This window comes from Variovorax paradoxus, assembly GCF_040544635.1.
Lineage (GTDB): Bacteria > Pseudomonadota > Gammaproteobacteria > Burkholderiales > Burkholderiaceae_C > Variovorax > Variovorax paradoxus_R.
In genome coordinates this window covers 175,824-198,234 of record NZ_JBEPKJ010000010.1, presented here as the reverse complement: position 1 = coordinate 198,234, position 22,411 = coordinate 175,824, and the positions used below count along the sequence as shown (strand labels likewise).

Sequence of the window (22,411 nt, the reverse complement as noted above, 5' to 3'; positions counted from 1 at the left end):
ATGAAGTGCTATTCATGATTTCATGGCTGGGTCTTCGCGGTTCATCGGTCCACTATGCGTATTGGAGCAACCGAAGTTCCCGCAGCCGCCGTGTGGCGCTGTGCAACCTTTCTGGAGACACGATATGAAATGGGAAACCCCGACGGCAACTGATCTTCGCTTCGGCTTCGAGATCACGATGTACGTCAGCGCCCGCTGATTGCGCGCTTCTTCACAACCCGCCCCGGTACGCCCGGGGCGGGTTGTTTCTAACCCTTTCTTTTTCATTCGATGCGCATCACCGTTCTGGGCTCGGCCGCCGGCGGCGGCTTTCCGCAATGGAACTGCAACTGCCCCAACTGCGCCGGTGTACGGGCGGGTACGGTGCGCGCCAAACCGCGCACGCAGTCCTCGATCTTCGTGCGACCCGACGACAGTGCCGACGGCGTGCTGTTCAACGCGTCGCCCGACATCCTCGAGCAGATCCGCAGCAGCCCGGTGCTGCAGCCGGCACGCGCAATGCGCGACACCGCCATCGCCGGCGTGGTACTGATCGACGGACAGGTCGACCATGCCACCGGCCTTTTCATGCTGCGCGAGCGGGGCACGCCGCTGCCGCTGTGGTGCACCGACCCGGTCGCCGAAGACCTGAGTCAGGGTAATCCCGTGCTGCGCGTGCTCTCGCATTACTGCGGCGTGGCGCGCCACCCGATTGCGCTCGACGGCAATGCCTTCGAGGTGCCGGGCGTGCCCGGCCTGAGCTTTCGCGCGCTGGCGCTCACCGGCAAGGCCGCGCCGTATTCACCGCACCGCGAACAGCAGGTGGCGGGCGACAACATCGGCGTGACCGTGTTCGACCGCAAGAGCGGCAAGAGCCTGTTCTATGCGCCGGGCCTGGGCGCCATCACGCCCCCCGTGTTCGACGCCATGGCAACCGCCGATGCCGTCATGGTCGACGGCACATTCTGGACCGACGACGAGATGGTTCGCCTCGGTGTCAGCGGCAAGCGTGCGCGCGAGATCGGCCACCTGCCGCAATCAGGCGAGGGCGGAATGATCGAATGGCTGACGCGACTGCCCGCGGCCACGCGGCGCATGCTGATCCACATCAACAACACCAACCCCATCCTCGACGAAGACTCCGAAGAGCATGCGACGCTCAGGCGCGCAGGCATCGAGCCGTGCGAGGACGGAATGACGATTCAACTCTGAAAGCGCAAGCCGCCACCATGCACGCCGACAGAATCCAGGACCCGTTTCGCTCGGCCACCCGTAGAGCCACCGGTAGCGAGAAAACTGCGCCGGCATGGGGCCGTGAAGAGTTCGAAGCCAAGCTGCGCGAGCGCGGCCGCAGCTATCACATCCATCACCCGTTCAACGTCATGCTCAACACCGGCCGGGCCACGCCGGAGCAGATCCGCGGCTGGGTGGCCAACCGCTTCTACTACCAGATCGCCATCCCGATCAAGGACGCGGCGGTGCTCTCGAATTGCCCCGACCCGCAGGTGCGCCGCGGCTGGGTGCAGCGCATTCTCGACCACGACGGATTCGAGCTGGGCGGCATCAAGGACGCAGGCGGCGTGGAGGCCTGGCTGCGCCTGGCCGAAGCCGTGGGCCTGTCGCGCGAAGAAGTGCTCGACCTGCGCCACGTGGTGCCGGCCATGCGTTTCGCGGTCGATGCCTACGTGAACTTTGCGCGCCGTGCGCCATGGCAGGAGGCCGTGTGCTCTTCGCTCACCGAGCTGTTCGCGCCAGAAATCCACAAGCAGCGGCTGGCCACCTGGCCCGAGCACTATGCGTGGATCGAGCCGGCCGGGCTGGACTATTTTCGCAACCGCGTGAGCCAGGCGCGGCGCGACGTGGAGCAGGGCCTGGCCATCACGCTCGAGCACTTCGACACCCGCGCGCTGCAGGAGCGCGCGCTGGAGGTGCTGCAGTTCAAGCTCGACATCCTGTGGGCCATGAACGACGCGATGGCGACGCGCTACGGGGTCAGCAGCACATGACAGCGAACAAGACCATGCTCACCGCCGAAAGCAAACCCCGTGTCGGCCCCGGCTTTCGCCTGCAATGGGAGCCGGCGCAAGACTGCCACGTGCTGCTGTACCCCGAAGGCATGGTGCGGCTCAACGGCAGCGCGGGCGAGATCATGAAGCGCTGCGACGGCGAGCGCAGCGTCGCGCAAATCGTGGCCGACCTGGAGCAGGCCTTCGACACCACCGGGCTTGAACCCGAGGTGCGCGGCTTCGTCGAAATGGCGGCGCAGCAGAACTGGCTGCGCTGGGAACCTGCATCATGACGAACGCGGCACCCCGCCCCGGACCACCGCTCTGGCTGCTGGCCGAACTGACCTACCGTTGCCCGCTGCATTGCGTGTTCTGCTTCAACCCGGTCGACTTTGCGCAGCAGGAGAACGAGCTCGGCACGGAAGATTGGCTGCGCGTGCTGCGCGAAGGCCGCGAGCTCGGCGCGGTGCAGTGCGGCCTCTCGGGCGGCGAGCCGCTGTTGCGCGACGATCTCGAAATCATCATCGCCGAGGCCGCGCGCCTGGGCTACTACACCAACTTGCTGACCTCGGGCGTCGGCCTCACGGCGCAGCGCGCCGCCGCGCTGAAGGCTGCGGGCCTGGACCATGTGCAGCTGTCGTTCCAGGATTCCACGCGCGAGATGAACGACTTTCTCTCGCACACCAAGACCTTCGAGCTGAAGAACCGGGTGGCGAAGATCATCAAGGACCAGGGCTGGCCGATGGTGCTGAACGTGGTGATCCACCGCATGAACATCGACCACATCGACCGCATCATCGAGATGGCGCACGAGATGGGCGCCGAGTACCTCGAGCTTGCCAACACGCAGTACTACTCGTGGGCCTTCGTGAACCGCGACCAGCTGCTGCCCACGCATGAGCAGTTGCGCCACGCCGAAGAGGTGACCGATGCCTGGCGCAAACGGCTCGGCGAACGCATGCGCATCTTCTTCGTGGCACCCGACTACCACGAGGGCAAGGCCAAGAAATGCGTCAACGGCTGGGGCAGCATGTTCCTCACCGTGGCGCCCGACGGCACCGCGCTGCCTTGCCACACCGCCAAGATGCTGCCGGGCCTCGAGTTTCCGAACGTGAAGGCGCACAGCCTGCGCGACATCTGGTTCGACTCGGAAGGCTTCAACCGCTACCGCGGCACCGGCTGGATGAAGGAGCCCTGCGCGAGCTGCGACCAGCGCGAGCAAGACCTGGGCGGCTGCCGCTGCCAGGCCTATCTGCTGGCACAGGATGCGGCCGCGGCCGATCCGGTGTGCGTCAAGAGCCCGGACCACCATCGCGTGGTCGAGGCGGTGGAGCATGCAGCCGCGCGCGATCCGGCGGCGCCGGTCGAGCATCCGCTCGTGTTCCGCGATCCGGCCAATTCGCGGCGGCTTTCCGCGCTCGTCACGCCGGACGCGTGAGGCCGCGCGGCGGCACGCGGTCCGTCGCTTTCTTCTCCCGCTTTATCATCGGCCGCCGCTCGCGCAGCCAGCCGAAATCCGGCGCGAACCGCCACACCAGCAGCAGCAACGCGAGCAGAGCGGGAATCCACCGCAGGTCCGTGTCCGCCGGCAGATACTGCGCATAGCGGCGATCGAGCATCGCCGTCTTCAGGGCCTCGGGCGTGTTCAGGCGCCGGTAGTTCACGCCGACCAGTTCGGCCAGCGAGCGCAGGTGATCCTGCCGCAGCTCCGAGAGGTGTTCGTGGTTCAGCGTTCCGCCGCTCGCGGAGCCTTGCACCACCTCGTCGGCCCGCCAGTAGCCGGCGGGCTCGCCGCTGCTGCCGGTCTTGGGAATGGGCACCGGAACATCGCCGCCCACGCCGATCAGCCAGCCCTTCACATCGCCGGGCTTGATGTCGGTCATCGGCGGTGTTTCGTTGATGCGCAGCGGCGGCGACTCCTGTCCGTCGCTGATGAAGATGAAGCCCGTGTCCGGCCCCACGCTTCGGGCGCCGCGCACCGCCCAAGTCACGCCCTTGCTGACGTTGCTGGCGTTGGCCCAGCGCATGCGGCCGTCGATGCGCTCGAGCGAGGCCAGCAGCTCTTCATAGTGGCTGCAGACCTCGACCGGCGCGAGGATCACCAGCGAGCGGTAGTCCGCGAAAACGCTCCAGCCGACCTTGGAGCCGCAAGGCAGCGCACCCAGCACATCGCGCATGGCGGCGCGCGCGAGCGTCAGGCGGCTGACGGCCGTGTGGTTCAGCTCGACGTCCTCGACATTCATGCTCTGCGTGATGTCGAAGCTGACTTGCCAGTTGAACACCGGTTGCTGCAACTGCAGGCGTGGCGGCCAGACGGCCAGTGCGAGCAGGAGCAGGGCCAGCACCAGCGGCCAGTTGCCAGTGGTGCCGCCGATGCGCCGCCAGGCGGAGCGCCGTTGCGGCGGCATCGATGGCGTCACGGCAGGTCTCCGGCGACGAAGCCCGGAACCCGGACCCGGCGCTGCTCGTGCGCCGGCTGCTGCTCGGCGGAAAAAGCTTCATGGTCTTCGGGCGCCAGCCGCAGCGCGCGCTCCAGGTTGTAGCGCGCGTCCCAGTCCTGCGGCGCGACGCGCAGCAGGTCGCGCAGCCGCTGCTTGCCGAGTTCGAACAGCGGCAGCGCGCCGGCCTCTTGCGCCATGCCCTGGCGCAGGTACATGTTGCCGAGATTGAACAACGCCTGTTGCGCAACGGGATCGCGCTCGCCGCTCTGGATCAGGGCCGCATAGCCCTTGAGCGCGGCATCGTGCGCGCCGGCTTTCGAAAGTGCCAGCGCCTGTGCCAGTTGTAGCTGGCGCGGCGCAGAGAGCGGGGCGGGCGCCGCGTCCTTGCCGAGCGGGGCGGCGGCGATGCGGGCGATCTCCGCGTTCAGGCCTTGGGTCTGGCGCAGGCGCAGCCCACGCTCCAAGGCCGCGCCGACGCAGCACAGGCTCAGCACGCCGAACACCAGGTGAACCGTACATCGCTTCATGCGTTTTTCCGCCAGCTCTGCAGTTGCACTGCACGGCAGGCGAGCAGGCCCGCGCAGCACAGCATCGCCGCAATATAGAAGGCCGCACCGTGGTCGCGCCGCGGCACCCGTTCGTGAATGGTCAGCGGAAAATTCTGCTGACGGTCGATCTCGGCCATGGCGGCGGCCATGGCATTGGAATCGTCCACCTGGTAGAGCCGGTAGGGCGTACTCAGCGTCTTGAAAAACTGGTGCAGCGCCAGTTCTTCGCCGAGGCCGTAGGCCGACACCGTTTCGGTGTTCAGGTTGGGCGAATTCGGGCCGCTGCGCACGTAGATCCAGTAGAGGCCGATCTTCTCGCGCGCGAGACCGGCATGAACGCGCTGGCGCGTCGCCTCGTCGAGCTGGGCGCCGCCGTCCGAGACGATCAGGATCACGCGGCTTCCCGAATAGCTGCGGCCTTCGAATTCCTCGATGGCGGCCAGCAGCGCGACGCCCATGCGTGTTTCGGGCAGCCCGCGGCCGATGGCGGTGGCGGCGAGCGCGGCCTGCACCGTGTCCGTCTTCTGCGTGAAGGGCACCACCGCGATCGGCACCGTGCTGAAGGTCATGAACGCAAACCGGTTGTCGGGCCGCTTGGCGACGAATTCGCTCAGCAGGTCTCGCACGACCTTGGCCTTGGGCTCCTGCGACATGCGGCCTGCCGTCTGCAGGCCGTTGGTGTGCACTGTCGCGTCCATGCTGCTGCTGCGGTCCATGAGGATGAGCACCTCCGCGCCGCGGCCGGCGCGTTCGACCACGGCGCCCGACTGCCCGGGCCCGGCGAGGCCGAGAACGGTGAAGGCCATGGCGCCTGTCGCGAACGCTCGCCACAGAAAGCCGACAAGGCGGCCGATGCGATCCGACGGCAGCCAGGCCAGGTAAGAGAAGCCGAGCGTGTCGCTGCGCCTGCGCAAGAGCGGCAGCAGCGCAAGCGGCAGCAGCATGAGCATCCAGGGCTGGGCGAGGTCGAAGCGCATGGCTTTGGCGGCGTCAATGCCGGTGGCGCTTTTCCGCATTGCGCAGGGCGCGGCACAGCGGCTTGAGCGGGTAGGCCGCCTGGGCCTCTGCCGATGTGGCGGCGGCGCTCTCGGCAAAGAAGAAGCGCCGCGTCGACTCGCGGTAGAAGTCTTCGAGGCGCGGCTGCAGCGGCCGCAGGTAGGGCGCATCGGCCAGCAACTGCGGCAGGCTGGCGCCGTGCACCACGCGGCCGGCGCTCCGGTTCAGCGCGCGATGCACCACGCGCCATGCTTCCGGGCTGGCAGGGTCATGGATGCGTTTCAGCTCGCGCCAGGCATGCGCGAACGGAAGCTGCTGCGCTTCGTGGGCGTTGCGCCACGCCCACCAGGCGAGCCACGCCAGAAGCACGGCCAGCAGTGCGAAGAGCGAGAGCTTCAGTTGCCGTTCGACGGCGTAGGTCGGAAGCGCAGGCACGGGGCGGTCGGGCTGCAGCGGCTGCAGATCGCCTTGTCCCAGCACCTCGAGCGGTGTCATCGGGCCGATGCTGATCGGCCATGCAGGCAGTGCCAGCGCCGGGCCCGATGCGGTCGCGATGTAGAGCGCTGGCAGCGAGATGCCGGTCAGTGTGCGCGGGGCGTTGATGATCTGGTAGTCGATGGCCAGCCAGCGCCGCCCCTCGGCATCGGTCTCGGTGCGCGAAGGCCTGCGTTCCAGCCAGAGATCGATGCGCGCAGCGCTGGGCAGTGCGGCGGGGCGCAGCGGCTGGCCGGCCTGCTCGAGCAGCACGCGCTGCGTGAGCACATCGCCGAGCACGTGGCCGAAGGCGCGCGGCTGCTCGACCACGGCGGCGGCTGCTGCTGGGGCTGCTGTGGCTGTCGCTATGGCTGGCACGGGCGCGGCAGGGTCGGCTGCGAACGCGTGGGCGGCTGGCACCACGGCCATCGCGATCGCCAGCATCGCCGCATGAAAACGGTTCATGCCGCCGTCTCCATGAAGTACCGCGTGAGCGCCTCGGCGTCGAAGCGGCCATGCAGGTGAAAGGGCGGCATGCCGTGCGCGTCGAACAAGGCGGTGAGTTCGGCGCGCCGCCTTGCGACCGACGCGCGCCACCGCGTGCGCAGCGATTCACGCATCCACAGGCTGCGCCGCACGCCCGTTTCGGCATCGCTCAAGGCGACCAGCGCGCGTGCATCGGGTGGTTCCATTTCCGCCGGGTCCCAGACCACCAGCGGAACGACGCAGGCCGGTGCGAACTGCGCGAGCAGTTCGCCAAGCGCGGCAATCGACCAGTGAAAGTCGGAAGCCAAAAACACCAGGCCGCCGCGGCCCACCAGGCGTTCGGTGGCGCGCCGCAGGCCTGCCAGTGCCCAGTCGTCGGTGGGCGGTGCGCCGGGCGTTGCGCGGCAGTCGCGCAGCATCCGGGCCATCAGGCTGCCGTTGCCGCGGCTGTGGCGGGCGGGCACGAAGAGGTCTTCGCGCTCGCGCTGGTCGAAGGCCAGCAGGCCGACGGTGTCGCCGGCGCGAAAGGCGCTGTAGCCGAGCGCCTCGACCAGATCGGCCACCACGTCGATCTTGCGCCGCTCGGCGCCGAAATGCATCGAGGCCGATACATCCACCACCACGTGCACGGGAATGGCCACGCGCAGCCGGTGGATGCGCACCAGCCAGTCGCCGCGGCCGTCGCGCACGCTGGCGCGCAGGTCGATGCGCCGCGGATCGGGGTGGTCGAACAAGCGCCGGTGCGCGGCAAATTCCTGCCCGCTGCCCTGGCTCAGGCCGCGCTGCGAACCCGGCCGCCAGCCGCCGAAGCGGCGCGGCAGCTGGTAGTGGAATTCGTCGACGCGGTCCATGGCGGGCTCGATGGCGTCAAGGTGCCGCGATCTTGTCCATGATCTGCATCACAAGGGCTTCCGACAGCTCGGCACGGCGCAGCTCGTACACCGGCGTGAAGAAGACCCTGTGCCCGAGCACCGAGGGAAGTACCGCCGCGAGATCGGCCGGCTCCAGGTGCGAGCGCCCCTCGAGCCAGGCCACCGTGCGCGCCGCACGCAGCAGCGCGCTCATGCCGCGCGGGCTGGCGCCGGCCAGGATCAGGCGGTTCATGTCCACGCCGTCGAGCCGGATGCCGAACTTCTGCGGCGTTTCGGTGGCTTCCCATACGTCGAGCACATAGCGCTCGATGGTTTCACTGGCGCGCACGCTGCGCTGCACCTGCGCGCCGATGGCGTTGAGCCGGTCCCAGGGCAGGATGGCTGGCGCCACCTTGTCGATCAGGCTTTCGGTGTCGTGGTACGCGGTGTCGAACACCAGCGACTGGCGGATGGCGCGGTCGCTCGGCTTGGGCATGTTCAGCTCGAACATGAAGCGATCGCGTGCCGCCGAAGCCAGCTCGAAAGTCTCTTCGCGCTCGACCTTGTTGCGGTCGGCGAACACCGTCATGTGCGGAAAGCTGTACTCGCGGTCGAAGGCCGACACCGTGCGCTCGGCCATGGCGCGCAGCAGCAGCGATTGCACCTGCGGCCGGGCCCGGTTGATCTCGTTGAAGAAGAAGGTGACCAGGCGCTCGCCGTGGCGCAGCAAGGGACCCGGGTCGATGCGCGGCCGGCCCTGTGCGTCGACGTAGGTGTGATAGACCAGATCGCCCGGCATCAGGTCGACCGTGCCCTCGACCCGTTCGAAGTCGCCGCCGATGGCGCGCGAGAAGGCGCGCAGCACCGTCGTCTTGCCGACCCCCACGTCGCCTTCGAGCAGCACGTGGCCGCGCGCGAACAGCGCCACGTTGATGAGGCGGATCGTCTGCGCCTGCCCGATGATCGCCTTCGCGACTTCGCCTTCGACGCGCAGCGCAAGGCTTCGCCAGTCTTCGAGTTGTTCTTCGGTGCCCATGCTGGTGTGCTCGAAAAGCCCCGGGGGCTACTTCGACTCCATCATCTTCTTCAGGTTTCCGAGTCCGCCGCGATAGACGCCGGTCACGGCCTTGAGCGCGGCTTCGTCGTTGAGCTCGGGCGGCGGGTTGTTGTTGGGAAAGCCGCGGTAGAAGGCGCCGCGCCATTCGACGACGGACTTGCCGCCATCCGCCACCACCGTGAGGGTGGCGGTGTAGTTGGTTACCGGCAGGGCGCCGCCGTCCTTCGCGCGGTAGCTGTATTTCTTTTGCGCGTCGTCGTAGCTTTCGAGCGTCTCGACCAGCGTGCCGCCGTCCTTGAGCTTGACGGTGCGAACCGAGCCTTCGGCGTTGCCCTTGTCTGCGGCGCTGTCCGCCACCGCGGGATGCCAGTCCTTCAGTGCATTGAAGTTCTTGATCTTTGCCCACACGGCATCGGCCGGCGCCTCGATGGTGACTTTCTCGCTCACCTTCTGGCGTGTCGGGCCGTGGGCGAGAGCGGGAGCCGATGCGGCGAGCAGAACGGATGCGAGCAGGACGGAGAGAGTTCGTCGGCTGAAAGGTTGAGTCGGCATGGAAAACGTCCGTGATGAAAGATGAGAGAAGGGTCGGTTGAAAAAAATCAGGGCTCCATGGGCGCGCCGATGAAGGCGCCGAACCCGCGGCTGTTCTGCCCCGTGGCAATGGTCTTGAGCTTCTGTCCGCTCGCGGCGTCGAGCACCTGCACGTTGTCGTCCATCCAGTTCACGACATACACGCGGTCGCCGTGCGCGGCAATGCCCTCGGGGTAGGCAAAGCCGGGGAGGGTGCGCAGCACCTTCAGCGAAGCGGCGTCGATCACGCTGACGGTGTCTTCATGCTGGTTGGTGACATAGAGAAGCGAGCCGCCTTGCGCCAGCGCCGCACCATAGGGCGCCTTGCCCACTTTCACGGTTGCGACGACGGCGGGCCGCCGGGTGTCGCGCACGTCGACGACCGTGACGTCGTTGCTCTGCACGTTGAGTGCATAAAGCCGCGAGCGCTGGGCGTCGTAGAGCAGCGCGAACGGATGGCTGCCGACGCGCACGCGTGCCACCACCCGGCGCGTGGCGGTGTCGACCACGGCCACGCTGTCGTCGTCGCGCTCGGCCACGAACACGGTCGCACCGTCGGAATGCGCGGCCACGCCCGCCGGCGCACGGCCGACGGCAATCGAGGCCAAGGGCTTCGAGGCTTTGGCCGCCAGTGCGTCGAACACCAGCAAGCGGCTGCTGTACCAGTCGGCCACATACAGGTGTTTGCCGTCGCCCGAGATGTCGATGCCCACCGGCCCGTCTCCCGCGGGCAGCGTGTTCACCACCTTCTGCAGGCGCATGTCGATGACCGAGATGGTCTTGCTGTCGGGGTTGGAAACGAAGGCCCGGCCGGCGCGGCTGGACGCCACCACGCCGGCCGGCGACCGCCCCACCGGAACAGTGGCAGCCACCTGCTGCGATGCAAGGTCGATCACCGACACGTCATGGCTGCCCTGGTTGGTGATGTAGGCGAACGGCGACGCCCCGGCCGTGGTGCAGAGCAGCATCGCGGCAAGCATCGAGCGCGCGGGTGTCGCGATCCCTGCTGTCATGGCTTGCCCTGCGCCAGTGCCTCAGCGGGCGGTCGGCGGGCCGACGAAGCAGCCGTTGTTCACCTTGGCCTGCAGCGCCTTGTAGCGCTTGATGTCGGCCTGCAGCTTTTCCGAATCGCGGATGTAGCCGCCGCGCTCGCCGCCGATGGTGGTGGCCTTGGCCGCGGTGCTCAGCTGCACGTAGTCGTCGTACTTGATTTCCTTGGCGAGCGCGTCGAGCGCGCAGGAGCACTTGTTCGTCATCTCGAATTTTCCGGCGTCCGGATGCGCGGCGATGCACTCCTGTACGTACAGCACGCGGTCCACGGTGGGAAAGTCATTCGTGCGCGGTGCGCCGTGCACGGCCATCGGCACAGCGAGAAGGCAAAGAATGCGGAGAATGTTTTTTTTCATGGCGTTCGCTGATGGTCGGAAAGGCGGTGCTAGCGCGCGGGCGCCTTCGCTCCGTCGATGAGAAGTTCTTCGACGAGCAGCGGTTGAGCCGAGGCGTTCTCGCCCGGTACGGAGGTGCGAATGCCGTAGACACCGCCCGGCACCGCGTCGGACAGCGTGAAGCGGTAGTTCTTCGTCGCGAACTTTTCATACTTGGGCCGGTTCGGGTCGTCCAGGAAGGGGCTGAACACGATCTCCTTGCCCTTGATGGTGCGGCCTTGGTAGCGCAGCGACACGTCGCGGACCTCGGCATTCTGGTAGACCGCCATGCGGATGCGCTTGCGGAAGTGGAATTCGGAGCCGCGCGTGAGCCGCTTCATCTCGCGCACGTCATGCTCCAGAAAATAGAGGATGACGGGGTTGCCCTCGGCCGCGGGCACGTCGGGCACCTGCACCTTGCGCGCGTCGCTGAGGAACACGCCTTTGGCGTCGCAGCAGCGGCCGTCGGCCTTGGCGCTCAGCGCCACGGTCACGCTGTCGTCGAAGTTCTGTTCGAAGCTGCCGGTCTTGCCGAAGGTGTAGCGCAGCAGCATGGGCGCCTGCAGGCCCTTGAGCTGCGGCGCCATGAAAAGCAGGCGCTCCGCCTGCGAGAAGTCGCGCTTGTCGGTCTCGGCATGCGGGCCGATGGGAGCAAGGAGCAGGGCGCACAGCAAGGCACGGCGCGAGGTGCGCAGCGGGAAGGCAATGGCGAAGCGCATGAAAGACCCGATCAGTTGTTGGGCGCTCCGAAAGATGCATCGACCAGCGGAACGCCGTACTCCTTCAGGATGGCCTGGATCTCGGGCGCCTTGGATTCGATCAGCCCCTCGATCTGCTGCTTCCATTCGCGTTCGCCGTAGCGCACGCCCATGGCCATCTGGTAGTCGAGCTTGAGGCCCTTTTCGGACTTCAGCGGCACCACGACGAGGTTCGGCGTCTTGACGCGCTTGGCGAAGAAGCCCGCAATCGGGCCCCACACGACGACAGCGTCGAGCTTGCCTTCGGCCAGGTCCCGCTCGACGATCTCGCCCGGGTACTGGGCGGGGTCTGCGCTCATGAGCTTGTAGGGAATGCCCTGCTCCAGAAGGCCGTGCCTGTTGAGCCATTGCGAGGCCGGCGAGCGGTCGTAGATGCCGATGCGCAGCGACTTGAGCTTGGCCGGATCGAGCTTCAGGAAGTCTTCCGCCGAAGCCACGTTGTCCATGCCCTTGCCCTTCGGAAAGACCAGCGCATAGGTCGAGCGGTAGTAGGGCTTGGTGACCGAAACCTCGTCGAGCCCGACAGGCACGCCCATCACGATGTCGCACGGATAGTCTTGCCCCGGCAGCTTGTAGCGCAGCGTGTTGCGGAAAAAGGCCAGCCGCTGCGGAAACGAGTAGTAGGTGACCGGAAGCCCGAGCGTCTTGCCGAATAGCTCGGCGATTCGGTTCTCGATGCCTTCTCCCTTGTTGTTGGAGAAGGGCATGTTGTTGGGATCCTGGCAGACGCGCAGCGCCTTGCGCGGCGGCGTCTCCTGGGCCATGGCCGGAATCAGCGCGCAGCAGCATGCCGCACCCACCAGGCCCGCCCGCAGGCGAGCGCCGAAGGAAACGGGGCTGCCAGCGCGCGGCCGGGCGGTCATTTGTTTTCTTCCACGCGGGCGCGTGTGATGGCGCCGTCGGAGCGGCCCTTCAGGTAAGCATAGAGCTGGTTGATGTTTTCCATCACGGCCGGGTTGTTGCCGAAGCTCTGCATGCCCTTGTCGAGCCGTCCGTCGCGCACGACCTTGATGAATTCTTCCTTCTTCAAGGTCTTCAGGCTATTGATGAGAGAAGGTCCCACCATGCCTTCCTGGTTGGGTCCGTGGCAGCGGTCGCAGGCCGCGGAGCGCCAGGTACGGAAACCCTTCATGGTTTCGGGGTCCACCTTGTAGCCATCGGTCACTTTGTAGGGCGCCGGGTCCGGCGCTGCAACGGCCAGGGTGCAGGCCACGCCTGCAATCAGGAAAAGGGAAGACAGCAACGCTGACGTACGGAATTTCATGGCTCCAGGGTCTCCGATATTGTGGGAAATACAAGGGAGAGCCCTCTCGTGAGTGCGCTCTCCCGGCCCCGCGTTTCATCTATCTCGCGGGTTGCGGTCTCGTCAGTTCTTCGGCAGCGCGAACACCGTCAGCGAACCGCCGAGTTCGGTGTACTGGCTCAGCTCCTTGTAGCCACCGACGGCGCCCAGGCCTTCGGTGCTCTTCTCGGGGTCGATGCCTGCAGCCATGCCGATGCCGGCCCAGCCGCCAATGCCCGAGAACACGCCGACGTACTGCTTGCCCTTGTGCTCATAGGTGAACACGTTGCCGATGATGCCGGACGGGGTCTTGAACTTGAACAGCTCCTTGTTGATGTCCTTGGCATCCACGCACTTCAGGTAGCCCTCCAGCGTGCCGTAGCAGGAGATCCCGCCGGCGGTGTTCAGCGAACCGCTCCACACCGAGAACTTCTCGGCCTTGGTCTGCACGATCTTGCCGGTGCCCGCGTCCCAGGTGATGAAGTTGCCCATGCCGCCATGGCTGCCCGGCGTGGGATACATCGAGAGCGTGGCGCCCACGTACGGCTGGCCGGCCGTGTACTCGACCTTGAACGGCTCGTAGTCCATGCAGACGTGGTTCGTCGGCACGTAGAAGAGCTTGGTGTTGGGGTCGTAGGAGGCGGGTTGCTGGTCCTTGCTGCCCAGGGCGGCGGGGCAGACGCCCTTGGTGTTGACGTCGGCGCCGTTCTGCGCGGTGGAGTACTTGGCAACCACTTGCGGCCGGCCGGTCTTCATGTCGACGTGCGTGGCCCAGTTCACCTTGGGGTCGTACTTCTCGGCCACCAGCAGCGCGCCGCTCACCCGGTCCAGCGTGTAGGCGAAGCCGTTGCGGTCGAAGTGCACCAGTGCCTTGGTCGGCTTGCCCTTGACGTTGATGTCCGCCAGGATCATTTCATTGATCCCGTCGAAGTCCCACTCGTCGAATGGCGTCATCTGGTAGACCCAGTTGGCCTTGCCGGTGTCCACGTCGCGCGAGAAGATGCTCATCGACCACTTGTTGTCGCCGGGCCGCTGCGACGGGTTCCAGGTCGACGGGTTTCCGGTGCCGTAGTACACGGCATTGGTCGCCTTGTCGTAGCTGTACCAGCCCCAGGTGGTGCCGCCGCCGATCTTCCACTGGTCGCCCTTCCAGGTCTTCAGCGAAGAGTCCTTGCCCACAGGCGCAAGCTTGCCGTCGGTCCAGGTCATGGTCTTGCCCGGGTCCATCAGCATTTCTTCGTCAGGCCCCGTGCTGAAAGCCTTCCAGGCCAGCTTGCCGTCCTTGATGTTGTAGGCGGCAAGGAAACCACGCACCCCGAACTCGCCACCGCTGATGCCGGTGATGACCTTGTCCTTGAAGACGTGCGGCGCGTTGGTGTTGGTGGCCCCGACCTTCGGATCGCCGTTCTTCACCGTCCACACGACCTTGCCGGTCTTGGCGTCGAGCGCCACCAGCGTGGTGTCGGCCTGTTGCAGGAAGACCTTGCCCTCGGCGAAGGCGAGGCCTCGGTTCACCGTGTCGCAGCACATGACGGCAATCACCGATTGGTCCTGCTTGGGTTCGTACTTCCACAGGATCTTCTGGGTTTCGATGTCGAGTGCGTACACCTTGTTGGGAAACGGCGAGTGCAGGTACATCGTTCCGTCGACCACCAGGGGCGAACCCTCGTGGCCGCGCAGAACGCCGGTGGAGAACGTCCACGCGACCTGCATCTTGCCCACGTTGCTCTTGGTGATCTGATTCAACTTGCTGTAGCGCTGGTTGAACATATCGCCCGCTTGCGTGGCCCAGTTCTTGGAGTTGGCGATGTTTTTCTCTACGTCGGCGTTGGCAAGCGCCAAAGCCGGAAGAGCCAACATCGCGACGCCGATATGCCGTACGAGACGGCCGGCGATCTGCCTGGAAAACTTCATAAATGTCTCCTCACATTTCAGTGGGTTTCGAACACGATCTGGCAGCAGCCTGCGGATCTTTCGATCGCTTTGGCGAATGCTCCGGTCCGCAACATCCATGCCTGCCGTTTCCAGCGGTGATCGTTTCGCGGGCCGTCGTGCGTTCCATGCGAAGGCCTGCGGCCTCATTCGGAAGGAGCCCGGGCGGGGCCGCGTTCGCGCAGCTCGCGTCGACGTACCGCAATGAGAATCGAACCTAGGGAAATCCCGAGCATTCGACGCATCGTCCTGCGCCGGCTGCGGCGCATTGCCGCAGCCTCGCCATGCGTGGGCATCCAAATTTGACGCAAAGTGTCTCGTGCGAAGTACGGGTGTCCGGTGCAGAGATACCGCGAAAGCTCCTGCGCGGGCCGCTGGGAGGCCACCCGGCACAGTGAAAACCCTTGACGGGACAGAGGCACAGAATTTGCGGATCGAATACAAACGGCAAACACCATCGGAGCCCGAACTGCTCGACACATTCCATCGGCCTACATGCTGCGAACCATCGACTTAACCAAGCGCTATGGCACGCGCACGGCGCTGCAGTCGTTGTCGTTGCGCTTGCCCGCAGGCCAGTTCGTGGCGCTGCTCGGACCCAATGGCGCGGGCAAGTCGACGCTGTTCCAGGTGCTGACCGGCATGTTCGCGGCCGACGAAGGCGAGGTCGAAGTGGCCGGCCATTCGCTGCGCCGCTCGGCCACTGCTGCACTGCGGCACATCGGCGTGGTGTTCCAGCAGATGTCGCTCGACCTGGACCTGAGCATCCGGCGCAACCTGCTGTTCCAGGCCGACCTGCACGGCCTGCCGCGGCGGCTCGCGAACGAGCACATCGCCTCGGCCTGCGAGCGCCTGAACATCGACGCAGACCTCGACCGCAAGGTGCGCGAGCTGTCGGGCGGCAACCGCCGCAAGGTCGAGCTTGCGCGCGCCGGTCTGCACCGGCCCGCCGTGCTGTTGATGGACGAGGCCACGGTCGGGCTCGATCCCAAATCGCGCCAGGACCTGCTGGCAGCCTTGCGTGCGGATGTGCGCGAGCGCGGCGTGTGCGTGCTGTGGGCCACGCACCGGGTCGAAGAGGCCGAGGAGGCCGACCGCGTGCTCGTGCTGCACAAGGGTTCCCTGCTGGCTGACGGCACGCCGGCGGAGGTGACCCAGCTCCTTGGCGGCGCCACGCTCGAGGCGGGCTTCATCGCGCGCACCGCTTGAAACAAAAAGAATCCGAGTCAAAAAAATGGAGACATCGCATGCCGCAACTTTCTTTCCTTTCGAACTCCGCCGCGCTGCTTCGCGCGGCCGGTAGCGCGCTCGCGCTGGCCGCGAGCGGCGCCGCGCTGGCGCAGGGAACAGCCTACGTCTCGAGCGAGAAGGACAACGCGCTGACGATGATCGACCTCGCGACGCTGACGGTGAAGGGCACCATCCCGACCTGCAAGCGAGGCCGCCACATCCAGCTGACGCCCGAGCGCCAGATCATGGTGGCCTGTACCGATTCCAACCAGGCCGACCTGATCGACCCGGCGAGCGGAAAGTCGGTGCGGCGCATTCCGCTGGGCGACGAGCCCGAGGCCTTCGACCTGTCGCCGGACGGCAAGGTCATCTACGTTTCGAACGAGGACGCGGGCGAGGCCAGCTTCATCGACACGGCCAGCGGCAAGAAGCTGCGTTCGGTCAAGGTGGGTGCGGAGCCGGAAGGCGTCAAGGTCAGCGCCGACGGCAAGACGTTGTATGTGACCTCGGAGGTGGCGAGCCTCGTGCACGTCATCGACACGGCCAGCGGCAAGGTCGTGAAGAACATCAAGGCCGGCAAGCGCCCGCGGCGCATGGCGATCACGCCCGACGGCAAGGAGCTGTGGATCACCAACGAACTGGGCGCCAGCGTCAGCATCGTCTCGACCGCCACGAACGAGGTGATCGACACCCTGAAATTCGAAGTGAAGGGCGCGCGCGCCGAAGACATCACGCCCGTGGGCATCCAGATGACGAACGACGGCAAGCGGGCATTTGTGGGCCTCGGCCGCGCCAACCACGTGGCTTTCGTCGACGTGGCCAGCCGCAAGGTGGGCTCGCTGGTGCTGGTCGGCAAGCGCGCCTGGAACGTCACGCTCGACAAGGCGCAGGCGCGGCTCTACGTGGTCAACGGCTTGAGCGACGACGTGACGGTGGTCGACGTGGCCGGTGCCAAGGCCATCAAGAGCGTTCCGGTAGGGCGCGTGCCCTATGGGCTCGTGATCGTCGAATGAGGATGCGCGCAACGGTTCGGTGGTGTGCGGGCGCGTGGTTGGCTGCGGCGCTCATTGCGCCCGTGGCGGCGGATGCGGCCGTGCTCAAGGCCACGCTGATCACGCCCGACGACGATCCCCGCCTGGAGCGCTCGCGTATCGAACGGGCCTATCTCGGCCATTCCGGCGGTCCACTTTCCGAGGGGCTCGAGGTCGCGCTCGAGGAGGCGAAGTTCGAGCTCGAGGCCGCGGGAACCGAAGTGGCGCTGACCGCCACGCCGGCCGCTTCCTTCGAGGCGGCGCGCGCCGCGGCGGTGGCCGCCGAGAAGAACGGCGCGGCAGTGCTGCTGACCGACTTGCCCGCCGACTGGACGCTGGCCGTGGCCGACGCCGTGAAGCTGCCGGTGCTGAACCTGAGCGACGCATCCGACCGCTTGCGACAGCAGGATTGCCGGGCTCGCATGTTCCACCTGGTGCCCAGCGAACGCATGCGCAGCGATGCGCTGGCGCAGACGCTGGTGTCCCGCAAATGGAACAAGCTGCTCCTGCTGGTGGGCGGCGGTCCGCAGGATGCGCTGCGTGCGGCCACTGCGCAGGCGTCGATCAAGCGCTACGGTCTGCAAGTGGTGGCCAGCAAGCCGTTCAAGCTTTCCGCCGACCCGCGCGAGCGCGACTTGGCCAACCCGCTGCTGCTCACGGCCGGCAACAGCTACGACGCCGTGTGGGTGGTCGACAGCGACGGCGAGTTCGCCCGCACGCTGCCCTACCGCACCGTGCTGCCGCGCCCGGTGGTGGGCGACGGCGGGCTGGTGGCGCTGGCGTGGCACGCGCAGTTCGAGCGCTACGGCGCACCGCAGGTCTCGCGGCGCTTTGCCAAGGCCGCGAAGCGGCCGATGACGGCGCACGACTGGTCCGCCTGGATGGCAGGCAAGACCTTGGCGGCCGTCGCCATCGCCGCGCCCAAGGGGCCGAACGCGGCCTGGGCCCAGGCCATCGCCAAGAGTGCGCTCGACGGTTCCAAGGGCACCGGCCTGAGCTTTCGCGCCTGGGACGGCCAGTTGCGCCAGCCCATGCTGCTGACCGACGGGCAGGGCGTGATCGCGCAGGCGCCGGCGGAAGGCGTGCTGCATGCGCGCAACGTGCTCGACACGCTGGGCGCCGATGCGCCGGAGAAGCTATGTCCGAACGCGCGCTGAAAACGGAAACGCCCGCGGGCGACGGCACCGAACCGCTGGCGCGGCGCGGCGTGGCCCACGCGCTGCAGGCAATGCGCGCCATCGTGCTGCGCGAGCTGTACAAGTTTTCGCAGCAGACCGGGCGGCTGGTGTCGGCGCTGGTGCGCCCGCTCTTGTGGCTGGCCGTGTTCGCGGCGGGCTTTCGCAACGTGTTCGGGGTGGCGATCGTCGAGCCCTATGACACCTACATTCCGTACGACGTCTACATCGTGCCGGGGCTGGTCGGCATGGTGCTGCTGTTCAACGGCATGCAGTCGTCGCTCGCCATGGTGTACGACCGCGAAATGGGGCTGATGCGCCTCTTGCTGACGGCGCCGCTGCCGCGGCCGTGGTTGCTGTTCTCCAAGCTGTGCGCCACGGCGCTGCTGTCGGTGCTGCAGGCGCTGGTGTTCGTGATCGTGGCGGCGCTCATCGGCACCGAGCTGCCGCTGCTGTCGCTTTCCGGCCTGCACGCACTGGTGGCGCTGGCGGCCGGGGCGCTCATGCTGGGCGCGCTCGGGCTGCTGCTGTCGGTGCATATCAAGCAGTTGGAGAACTTCGCGGGCACGATGAACTTCGTCATCTTCCCGATGTACTTCCTGTCGACCGCGCTCTATCCGCTGTGGAAGCTGCAGGAGTCCGGCGCCGAGTGGGTGTACCAGCTGGCGCGCTTCAATCCGTTCACCTACGCGGTGGAGTGGATTCGTTTCGCGCTTTACGGCAAGGACCCGGGCCTGGCACCCTACATGGTGCTGGGCTGCCTGATCGTTTTCTTCGGGCTCGCGTGCTGGGGCTACGACCCGCAGCGCGGCTTCGGCGGCCTGACCAAGCGGGGCGGAGGCGGGCCATGAGCGGAGGCGGGCCATGACCGGGCAGGGCGGTTCCACCCGGCGCCGCTGGCTGCGCGATGCGGCCGCACTGGCGCTGGGCGCGTTGCCGCTGGCGCACGCGGCGGCTTCGACCGAGCCCTTTCCTTCCCGCCCCGTCACGCTGTGGGTGCCCTGGCCCGCGGGCGGCGCCACCGACATCTCGCTGCGCCTTCTCGCCGAACTGGCCTCCGTCTCGTTGGGCCAGACGGTGCTGACCGAAAACCGCGGCGGCGCCGGCGGCACGCTGGCCATGCCGGTGCTGCAGCAGGCGCGGCCCGACGGCTACACCATCGCGCAAATGCCGCAGCCGGTGTTCCGTGCACCGCACACGCAGAAGGTGCTGTGGGATCCGATTCGCGACGTGACGCCGATCATCCAGGTGTCGAGCGTGACCTTCGGCATGCTGGTTGCGGCCGGCAGCCCCGTGCGTTCGCTCGAAGACCTGTTTGCATTCGCGCGTGCGCGGCCCGGGGAGCTGACCATTGCCACCAACGGCATCGGCACCACGCCGCACATGGTGCTGGAGGCGCTGTTCACGGCGCGCGGCCTGCGCTACATCCACGTGCCGTACAAGGGCACGGCCGAGCAGCTCAACGCGATTGCGGGCGGGCAGGTGATGGCCGGCGTCAATTCCACCGGCTTCGGGCCCGCTGTGGATGCGGGCACGCTGCGGCTGCTGGCAATTTTTTCCGGCGAGCGTTCGAAGCGCTGGCCGCAGGTGCCGGTGCTGCGCGAGCTCGGCTTCGACATCGTGGCCAAGTCGCCCTACGGGCTGGCCGGGCCGCGCGGCCTGTCTCCGGCCGTGGTGAGGGTGCTGCACGACGCCTTCAAGAAGGCCATGTTCGACCAGCGCTTCAAGGACGAACTCGCCAAGTACGACCAGGAGGTCGATTACCTCGGGCCGGAGGCGTACGCACAGTCGTGCCGCGAAATCTTCGCGCAGGAGCGCGCCATGGTGGAGAAGCTGGGCCTGACGCGCACCGGCACTTGAGGAGGAAGGGAAACCGTGATCCGACCGAACAAGCAAACCAGCCGCCGGCTGATCGGCCTTGCCGTGGCCGCCGCAGCCTGCCCGACGCCGGGCCAGGCGCAGGAGGCCGCGCCGCAGGCGGGCAGCCTGCCGACTGTCGAAGTGGTCAGCACCACGCCCGTGCCGGGCATCGAGGTGCCGAAGGACCAGATTCCTTCCAACGTGCAGACGGCAGACGACCTGCACCTGCGCCGCGCGCAGAGCCTGAACCTGCCCGACTTCATGGCCACGCAGATGCCGAGCGTGAACGTGAACGAGATCCAGGGCAACCCATACCAGGTCGACGTGAACTACCGCGGCTTCAGTGCGAGCCCGGTGCTGGGCACGCCGCAGGGCCTGTCGGTGTACCAGGACGGCGTGCGCATCAACGAGCCCTTCGGCGACGTGGTGAACTGGGACCTGATTCCGAAGGCGGCCATCTCGAGCATCACGCTGCTGCCCGGCTCCAACCCGCTGTTCGGCCTCAACACGCTCGGCGGCGCGCTCTCGCTCCAGACCAAGCGGGGCGATACGCATCCCGGCACCGAGCTGGAGCTGCAGGCCGGCTCGTTCGGCCGCGTGAGCACCGAGCTCACGCACGGCCGCAAGCTGGCCGAAGGCGGACATCTGTTTCTCGCACTCGGCGGGCTCAACGAAGACGGCTGGCGCAATTACTCGCCGTCGCGTGTGCGCCAGTTGTTTGCCAAGGTGGGGCAAGACAGCGGCAAGCTCTCCTGGGACCTGAGCTTTACCCATGGCGACAACCGCATGGTGGGCAACGGCCTGCTGCCTGAATCGATGCTCATGCAGAACCGCAAGCAGGTGTACACACGGCCCGACCAGACCGGCAACCGCATGTCGATGCTGACGTTCAATGGCAGCTACCGCCTGAGCGACGTGCAGACGATTTCCATGACCGCGTACACGCGGCGCTCGCGCTACAGCACGCTCAACGGCGACCTCAACGACGACTTCAATCCACCCGAGGTCGAGGCCTCGGGCGTGGAGAACCGCACCTACACGCGCCAGCGCAGCGAAGGCGTGGCGCTGCAGACGACCTATGCCGCGGGCATTCACCAGCTCACCTTCGGTGCCTCGGTCGATCGCGCCCGCACGCACTTCCTGCAGACGGAATCGGAAGGCTTCCTGGATGGCACGCGTGCGGTGGTGCCGCAGGAAGAGGCCGAGGCCGATGCGCTGCTCGCGGGCAAGAGCCGCACCGCGAGCATCTATTTTTCCGACCTGGTGACGCTGCGGCCCGATCTGCAGCTCAGCCTTTCGGGCCGCTACAACGACACCCGCGTGTCCACGCGTGACGACGGGCGCGCATTGCTCGGGCTTTCCACCCAGCTCGACGGCGAAGGCCGCTACAAGAAGTTCAACCCCGCCATCGGCCTCACATGGCAGGCCACGCCGCAGCTCACGGCCTATGCAGGCTGGAGCCAGGGCAGCCGCGCGCCGAGCCCGATCGAGTTGGGTTGCTCCGATCCGGCAAATGCCTGCGTGCTGCCCAATGCGCTGCAGTCCGATCCGCCGCTCAAGCAGGTCGTGTCGCAGACCTTCGAAACTGGCCTGCGAGGGACCTTTGCGCCGGGTCTGCGATGGAACGCGTCGGTGTTCCGCACGGTCAACAAGGACGACCTGCTGTTCGTCAGCAGCGGGCTTTCGCGCGGGTACTTCAGCAACTTCGGGCGCACCCTGCGCCAGGGCGTGGAACTCGGCCTCTCGCAGCAGACCGAGCGCGTCGACTGGTCGCTGTCGTACAGCTACCTGCGGGCGAGATACGACTCCCCCGCATGCCTGGTGGCCGAAGCGAACAGCACGGCAGAGACCAGTTCCGCTTGTGTCGGCGAAGGCGAGATCGCGGTGCGGCCCGGCGACCGCCTGCCGGGCCTGCCGGCGCATTCGCTCAAGCTCAACGTCGACTGGCGCGTGACGCCCAGCTGGACGCTCGGCGCCCAGTACCGCGTCTATTCGCGGCAGACCGTGCGCGGCAACGAGAACGGCCTGCACACGCCCGACGGGGCCGACTTCAGCGGCAGCGGCCGCATCGGCGGCTATGCATTGCTCGACCTCACCACGCGCTGGAAGCTGGGGCGCAACGTGGAGCTCTTTGCCAAGGTGGCGAACGTGTTCAACCGCCGCTATGCCACCGCCGGCCAACTGGGCCGCAACGGCTTCGACGCGAGCGGCGTGGTGGCGGCACCCGATGCATGGCGCAACGCGCAGTTCGTGGCGCCGGGCGCGCCGCGGGCGGTGTGGGTTGGCGTGCGGATGCAGCTGGGCGTCTGAG

The 22,411-nt window shown here is 67.0% G+C and carries 24 protein-coding genes; 11 read left to right on the top strand and 13 right to left on the bottom strand.

Features of this window, described 5'->3' with window-relative positions; genetic code table 11:
* The first annotated feature begins 124 nt into the window (after window positions 1-124).
* The 5 genes from pqqA (at window position 125) to pqqE (ending at window position 3,423) form a co-directional block, all read left to right on the top strand.
* A complete protein-coding gene (gene pqqA / locus ABIC94_RS18175; protein ID WP_010100094.1) occupies window positions 125-199 on the top strand; it encodes a pyrroloquinoline quinone precursor peptide PqqA in 75 nt (24 codons plus the stop codon).
* A 71-nt stretch (window positions 200-270) separates the two neighbouring features.
* Window positions 271-1,191 carry a pyrroloquinoline quinone biosynthesis protein PqqB gene (gene pqqB / locus ABIC94_RS18170; RefSeq protein WP_354374385.1) on the top strand — a complete coding sequence of 307 codons (921 nt, stop codon included), beginning with the start codon at window positions 271-273 and terminating at the stop codon, window positions 1,189-1,191.
* 17 nt (window positions 1,192-1,208) lie between these two features.
* On the top strand, window positions 1,209-1,985 hold the full coding sequence (gene pqqC / locus ABIC94_RS18165) for a pyrroloquinoline-quinone synthase PqqC (RefSeq protein WP_354374384.1): 777 nt from the start codon (window positions 1,209-1,211) through the stop codon (window positions 1,983-1,985).
* Window positions 1,982-2,278 carry a pyrroloquinoline quinone biosynthesis peptide chaperone PqqD gene (gene pqqD / locus ABIC94_RS18160; RefSeq protein ID WP_354374383.1) on the top strand — a complete coding sequence of 99 codons (297 nt, stop codon included), beginning with the start codon at window positions 1,982-1,984 and terminating at the stop codon, window positions 2,276-2,278. The genes pqqC and pqqD overlap by 4 nt, the downstream gene beginning before the upstream one ends.
* The gene (gene pqqE, locus ABIC94_RS18155) at window positions 2,275-3,423 is read left to right on the top strand and encodes a pyrroloquinoline quinone biosynthesis protein PqqE (RefSeq protein ID WP_354374382.1); all 1,149 of its coding nucleotides are present in this window, start codon (window positions 2,275-2,277) and stop codon (window positions 3,421-3,423) included. Before pqqD ends, pqqE begins: the two co-directional genes overlap by 4 nt.
* Here the strand turns inward: pqqE and ABIC94_RS18150 are convergent.
* The 13 genes from ABIC94_RS18150 to ABIC94_RS18090 all read right to left on the bottom strand — a co-directional run bounded on the left by ABIC94_RS18150 (window position 3,407) and on the right by ABIC94_RS18090 (window position 14,732).
* A complete protein-coding gene (locus ABIC94_RS18150; RefSeq protein ID WP_436318047.1) occupies window positions 3,407-4,393 on the bottom strand; it encodes an MxaL protein in 987 nt (328 codons plus the stop codon). The two genes, pqqE and ABIC94_RS18150, sit on opposite strands and share 17 nt — an antisense overlap.
* An 8-nt stretch (window positions 4,394-4,401) precedes the next feature.
* Window positions 4,402-4,953, bottom strand: a complete 552-nt coding sequence (locus tag ABIC94_RS18145) for an MxaK protein (RefSeq protein ID WP_354374380.1) — start codon at window positions 4,951-4,953, stop codon at window positions 4,402-4,404.
* Window positions 4,950-5,951 carry a vWA domain-containing protein gene (locus ABIC94_RS18140; RefSeq protein ID WP_354374379.1) on the bottom strand — a complete coding sequence of 334 codons (1,002 nt, stop codon included), beginning with the start codon at window positions 5,949-5,951 and terminating at the stop codon, window positions 4,950-4,952. Before ABIC94_RS18140 ends, ABIC94_RS18145 begins: the two co-directional genes overlap by 4 nt.
* 13 nt (window positions 5,952-5,964) lie before the next feature.
* Complete coding sequence (locus ABIC94_RS18135; protein WP_354374378.1) at window positions 5,965-6,909, bottom strand: calcium incorporation protein MxaA; 945 nt, start codon at window positions 6,907-6,909, stop codon at window positions 5,965-5,967.
* Window positions 6,906-7,781, bottom strand: a complete 876-nt coding sequence (locus tag ABIC94_RS18130; RefSeq protein WP_354374377.1) for a DUF58 domain-containing protein — start codon at window positions 7,779-7,781, stop codon at window positions 6,906-6,908. Before ABIC94_RS18130 ends, ABIC94_RS18135 begins: the two co-directional genes overlap by 4 nt.
* Before the next feature lie 16 nt (window positions 7,782-7,797).
* Window positions 7,798-8,817, bottom strand: coding sequence for an AAA family ATPase (locus ABIC94_RS18125; protein ID WP_354374376.1), 1,020 nt, complete (start codon window positions 8,815-8,817; stop codon window positions 7,798-7,800).
* Between the two features lie 27 nt (window positions 8,818-8,844).
* Window positions 8,845-9,390 (bottom strand): SRPBCC family protein, encoded by a 546-nt coding sequence (locus ABIC94_RS18120; RefSeq protein WP_354374375.1) that lies wholly within the window; start codon window positions 9,388-9,390, stop codon window positions 8,845-8,847.
* A gap of 47 nt (window positions 9,391-9,437) precedes the next feature.
* The gene (locus tag ABIC94_RS18115; RefSeq protein ID WP_354374374.1) at window positions 9,438-10,421 is read right to left on the bottom strand and encodes a YncE family protein; all 984 of its coding nucleotides are present in this window, start codon (window positions 10,419-10,421) and stop codon (window positions 9,438-9,440) included.
* A gap of 21 nt (window positions 10,422-10,442) precedes the next feature.
* On the bottom strand, window positions 10,443-10,814 hold the full coding sequence (locus ABIC94_RS18110) for a hypothetical protein (RefSeq protein WP_354374373.1): 372 nt from the start codon (window positions 10,812-10,814) through the stop codon (window positions 10,443-10,445).
* Window positions 10,815-10,843: 29 nt separating this feature from the next.
* Window positions 10,844-11,551, bottom strand: coding sequence for a hypothetical protein (locus ABIC94_RS18105; protein ID WP_354374372.1), 708 nt, complete (start codon window positions 11,549-11,551; stop codon window positions 10,844-10,846).
* Window positions 11,552-11,562: 11 nt separating this feature from the next.
* Window positions 11,563-12,453: a substrate-binding domain-containing protein gene (locus tag ABIC94_RS18100; protein WP_354374371.1), complete on the bottom strand. Its 891-nt coding sequence runs from the start codon at window positions 12,451-12,453 to the stop codon at window positions 11,563-11,565.
* Window positions 12,450-12,854 (bottom strand): c-type cytochrome, encoded by a 405-nt coding sequence (locus tag ABIC94_RS18095; protein ID WP_157613452.1) that lies wholly within the window; start codon window positions 12,852-12,854, stop codon window positions 12,450-12,452. Before ABIC94_RS18095 ends, ABIC94_RS18100 begins: the two co-directional genes overlap by 4 nt.
* Window positions 12,855-12,956: 102 nt before the next feature.
* Window positions 12,957-14,732: a methanol/ethanol family PQQ-dependent dehydrogenase gene (locus tag ABIC94_RS18090; RefSeq protein WP_436318046.1), complete on the bottom strand. Its 1,776-nt coding sequence runs from the start codon at window positions 14,730-14,732 to the stop codon at window positions 12,957-12,959.
* Window positions 14,733-15,299: 567 nt separating this feature from the next.
* Here ABIC94_RS18090 and ABIC94_RS18085 point away from each other — a divergent pair.
* From ABIC94_RS18085 to ABIC94_RS18060, 6 genes are read left to right on the top strand one after another with little or no spacing between them, the layout of a single operon-like run.
* Window positions 15,300-16,013, top strand: a complete 714-nt coding sequence (locus ABIC94_RS18085; RefSeq protein ID WP_354374369.1) for an ABC transporter ATP-binding protein — start codon at window positions 15,300-15,302, stop codon at window positions 16,011-16,013.
* Window positions 16,014-16,051: 38 nt separating this feature from the next.
* Window positions 16,052-17,047: a PQQ-dependent catabolism-associated beta-propeller protein gene (locus ABIC94_RS18080; protein ID WP_354374368.1), complete on the top strand. Its 996-nt coding sequence runs from the start codon at window positions 16,052-16,054 to the stop codon at window positions 17,045-17,047.
* The gene (locus ABIC94_RS18075; protein ID WP_354374367.1) at window positions 17,044-18,222 is read left to right on the top strand and encodes a branched-chain amino acid ABC transporter substrate-binding protein; all 1,179 of its coding nucleotides are present in this window, start codon (window positions 17,044-17,046) and stop codon (window positions 18,220-18,222) included. Before ABIC94_RS18080 ends, ABIC94_RS18075 begins: the two co-directional genes overlap by 4 nt.
* Window positions 18,204-19,091, top strand: coding sequence for an ABC transporter permease (locus ABIC94_RS18070; protein WP_354374366.1), 888 nt, complete (start codon window positions 18,204-18,206; stop codon window positions 19,089-19,091). The genes ABIC94_RS18075 and ABIC94_RS18070 overlap by 19 nt, the downstream gene beginning before the upstream one ends.
* Before the next feature lie 13 nt (window positions 19,092-19,104).
* Window positions 19,105-20,100: a tripartite tricarboxylate transporter substrate binding protein gene (locus tag ABIC94_RS18065; protein ID WP_354374365.1), complete on the top strand. Its 996-nt coding sequence runs from the start codon at window positions 19,105-19,107 to the stop codon at window positions 20,098-20,100.
* A 15-nt stretch (window positions 20,101-20,115) separates the two neighbouring features.
* On the top strand, window positions 20,116-22,410 hold the full coding sequence (locus ABIC94_RS18060) for a TonB-dependent receptor (protein WP_354374364.1): 2,295 nt from the start codon (window positions 20,116-20,118) through the stop codon (window positions 22,408-22,410).
* The last annotated feature ends 1 nt before the right edge of the window (window position 22,411 follow it).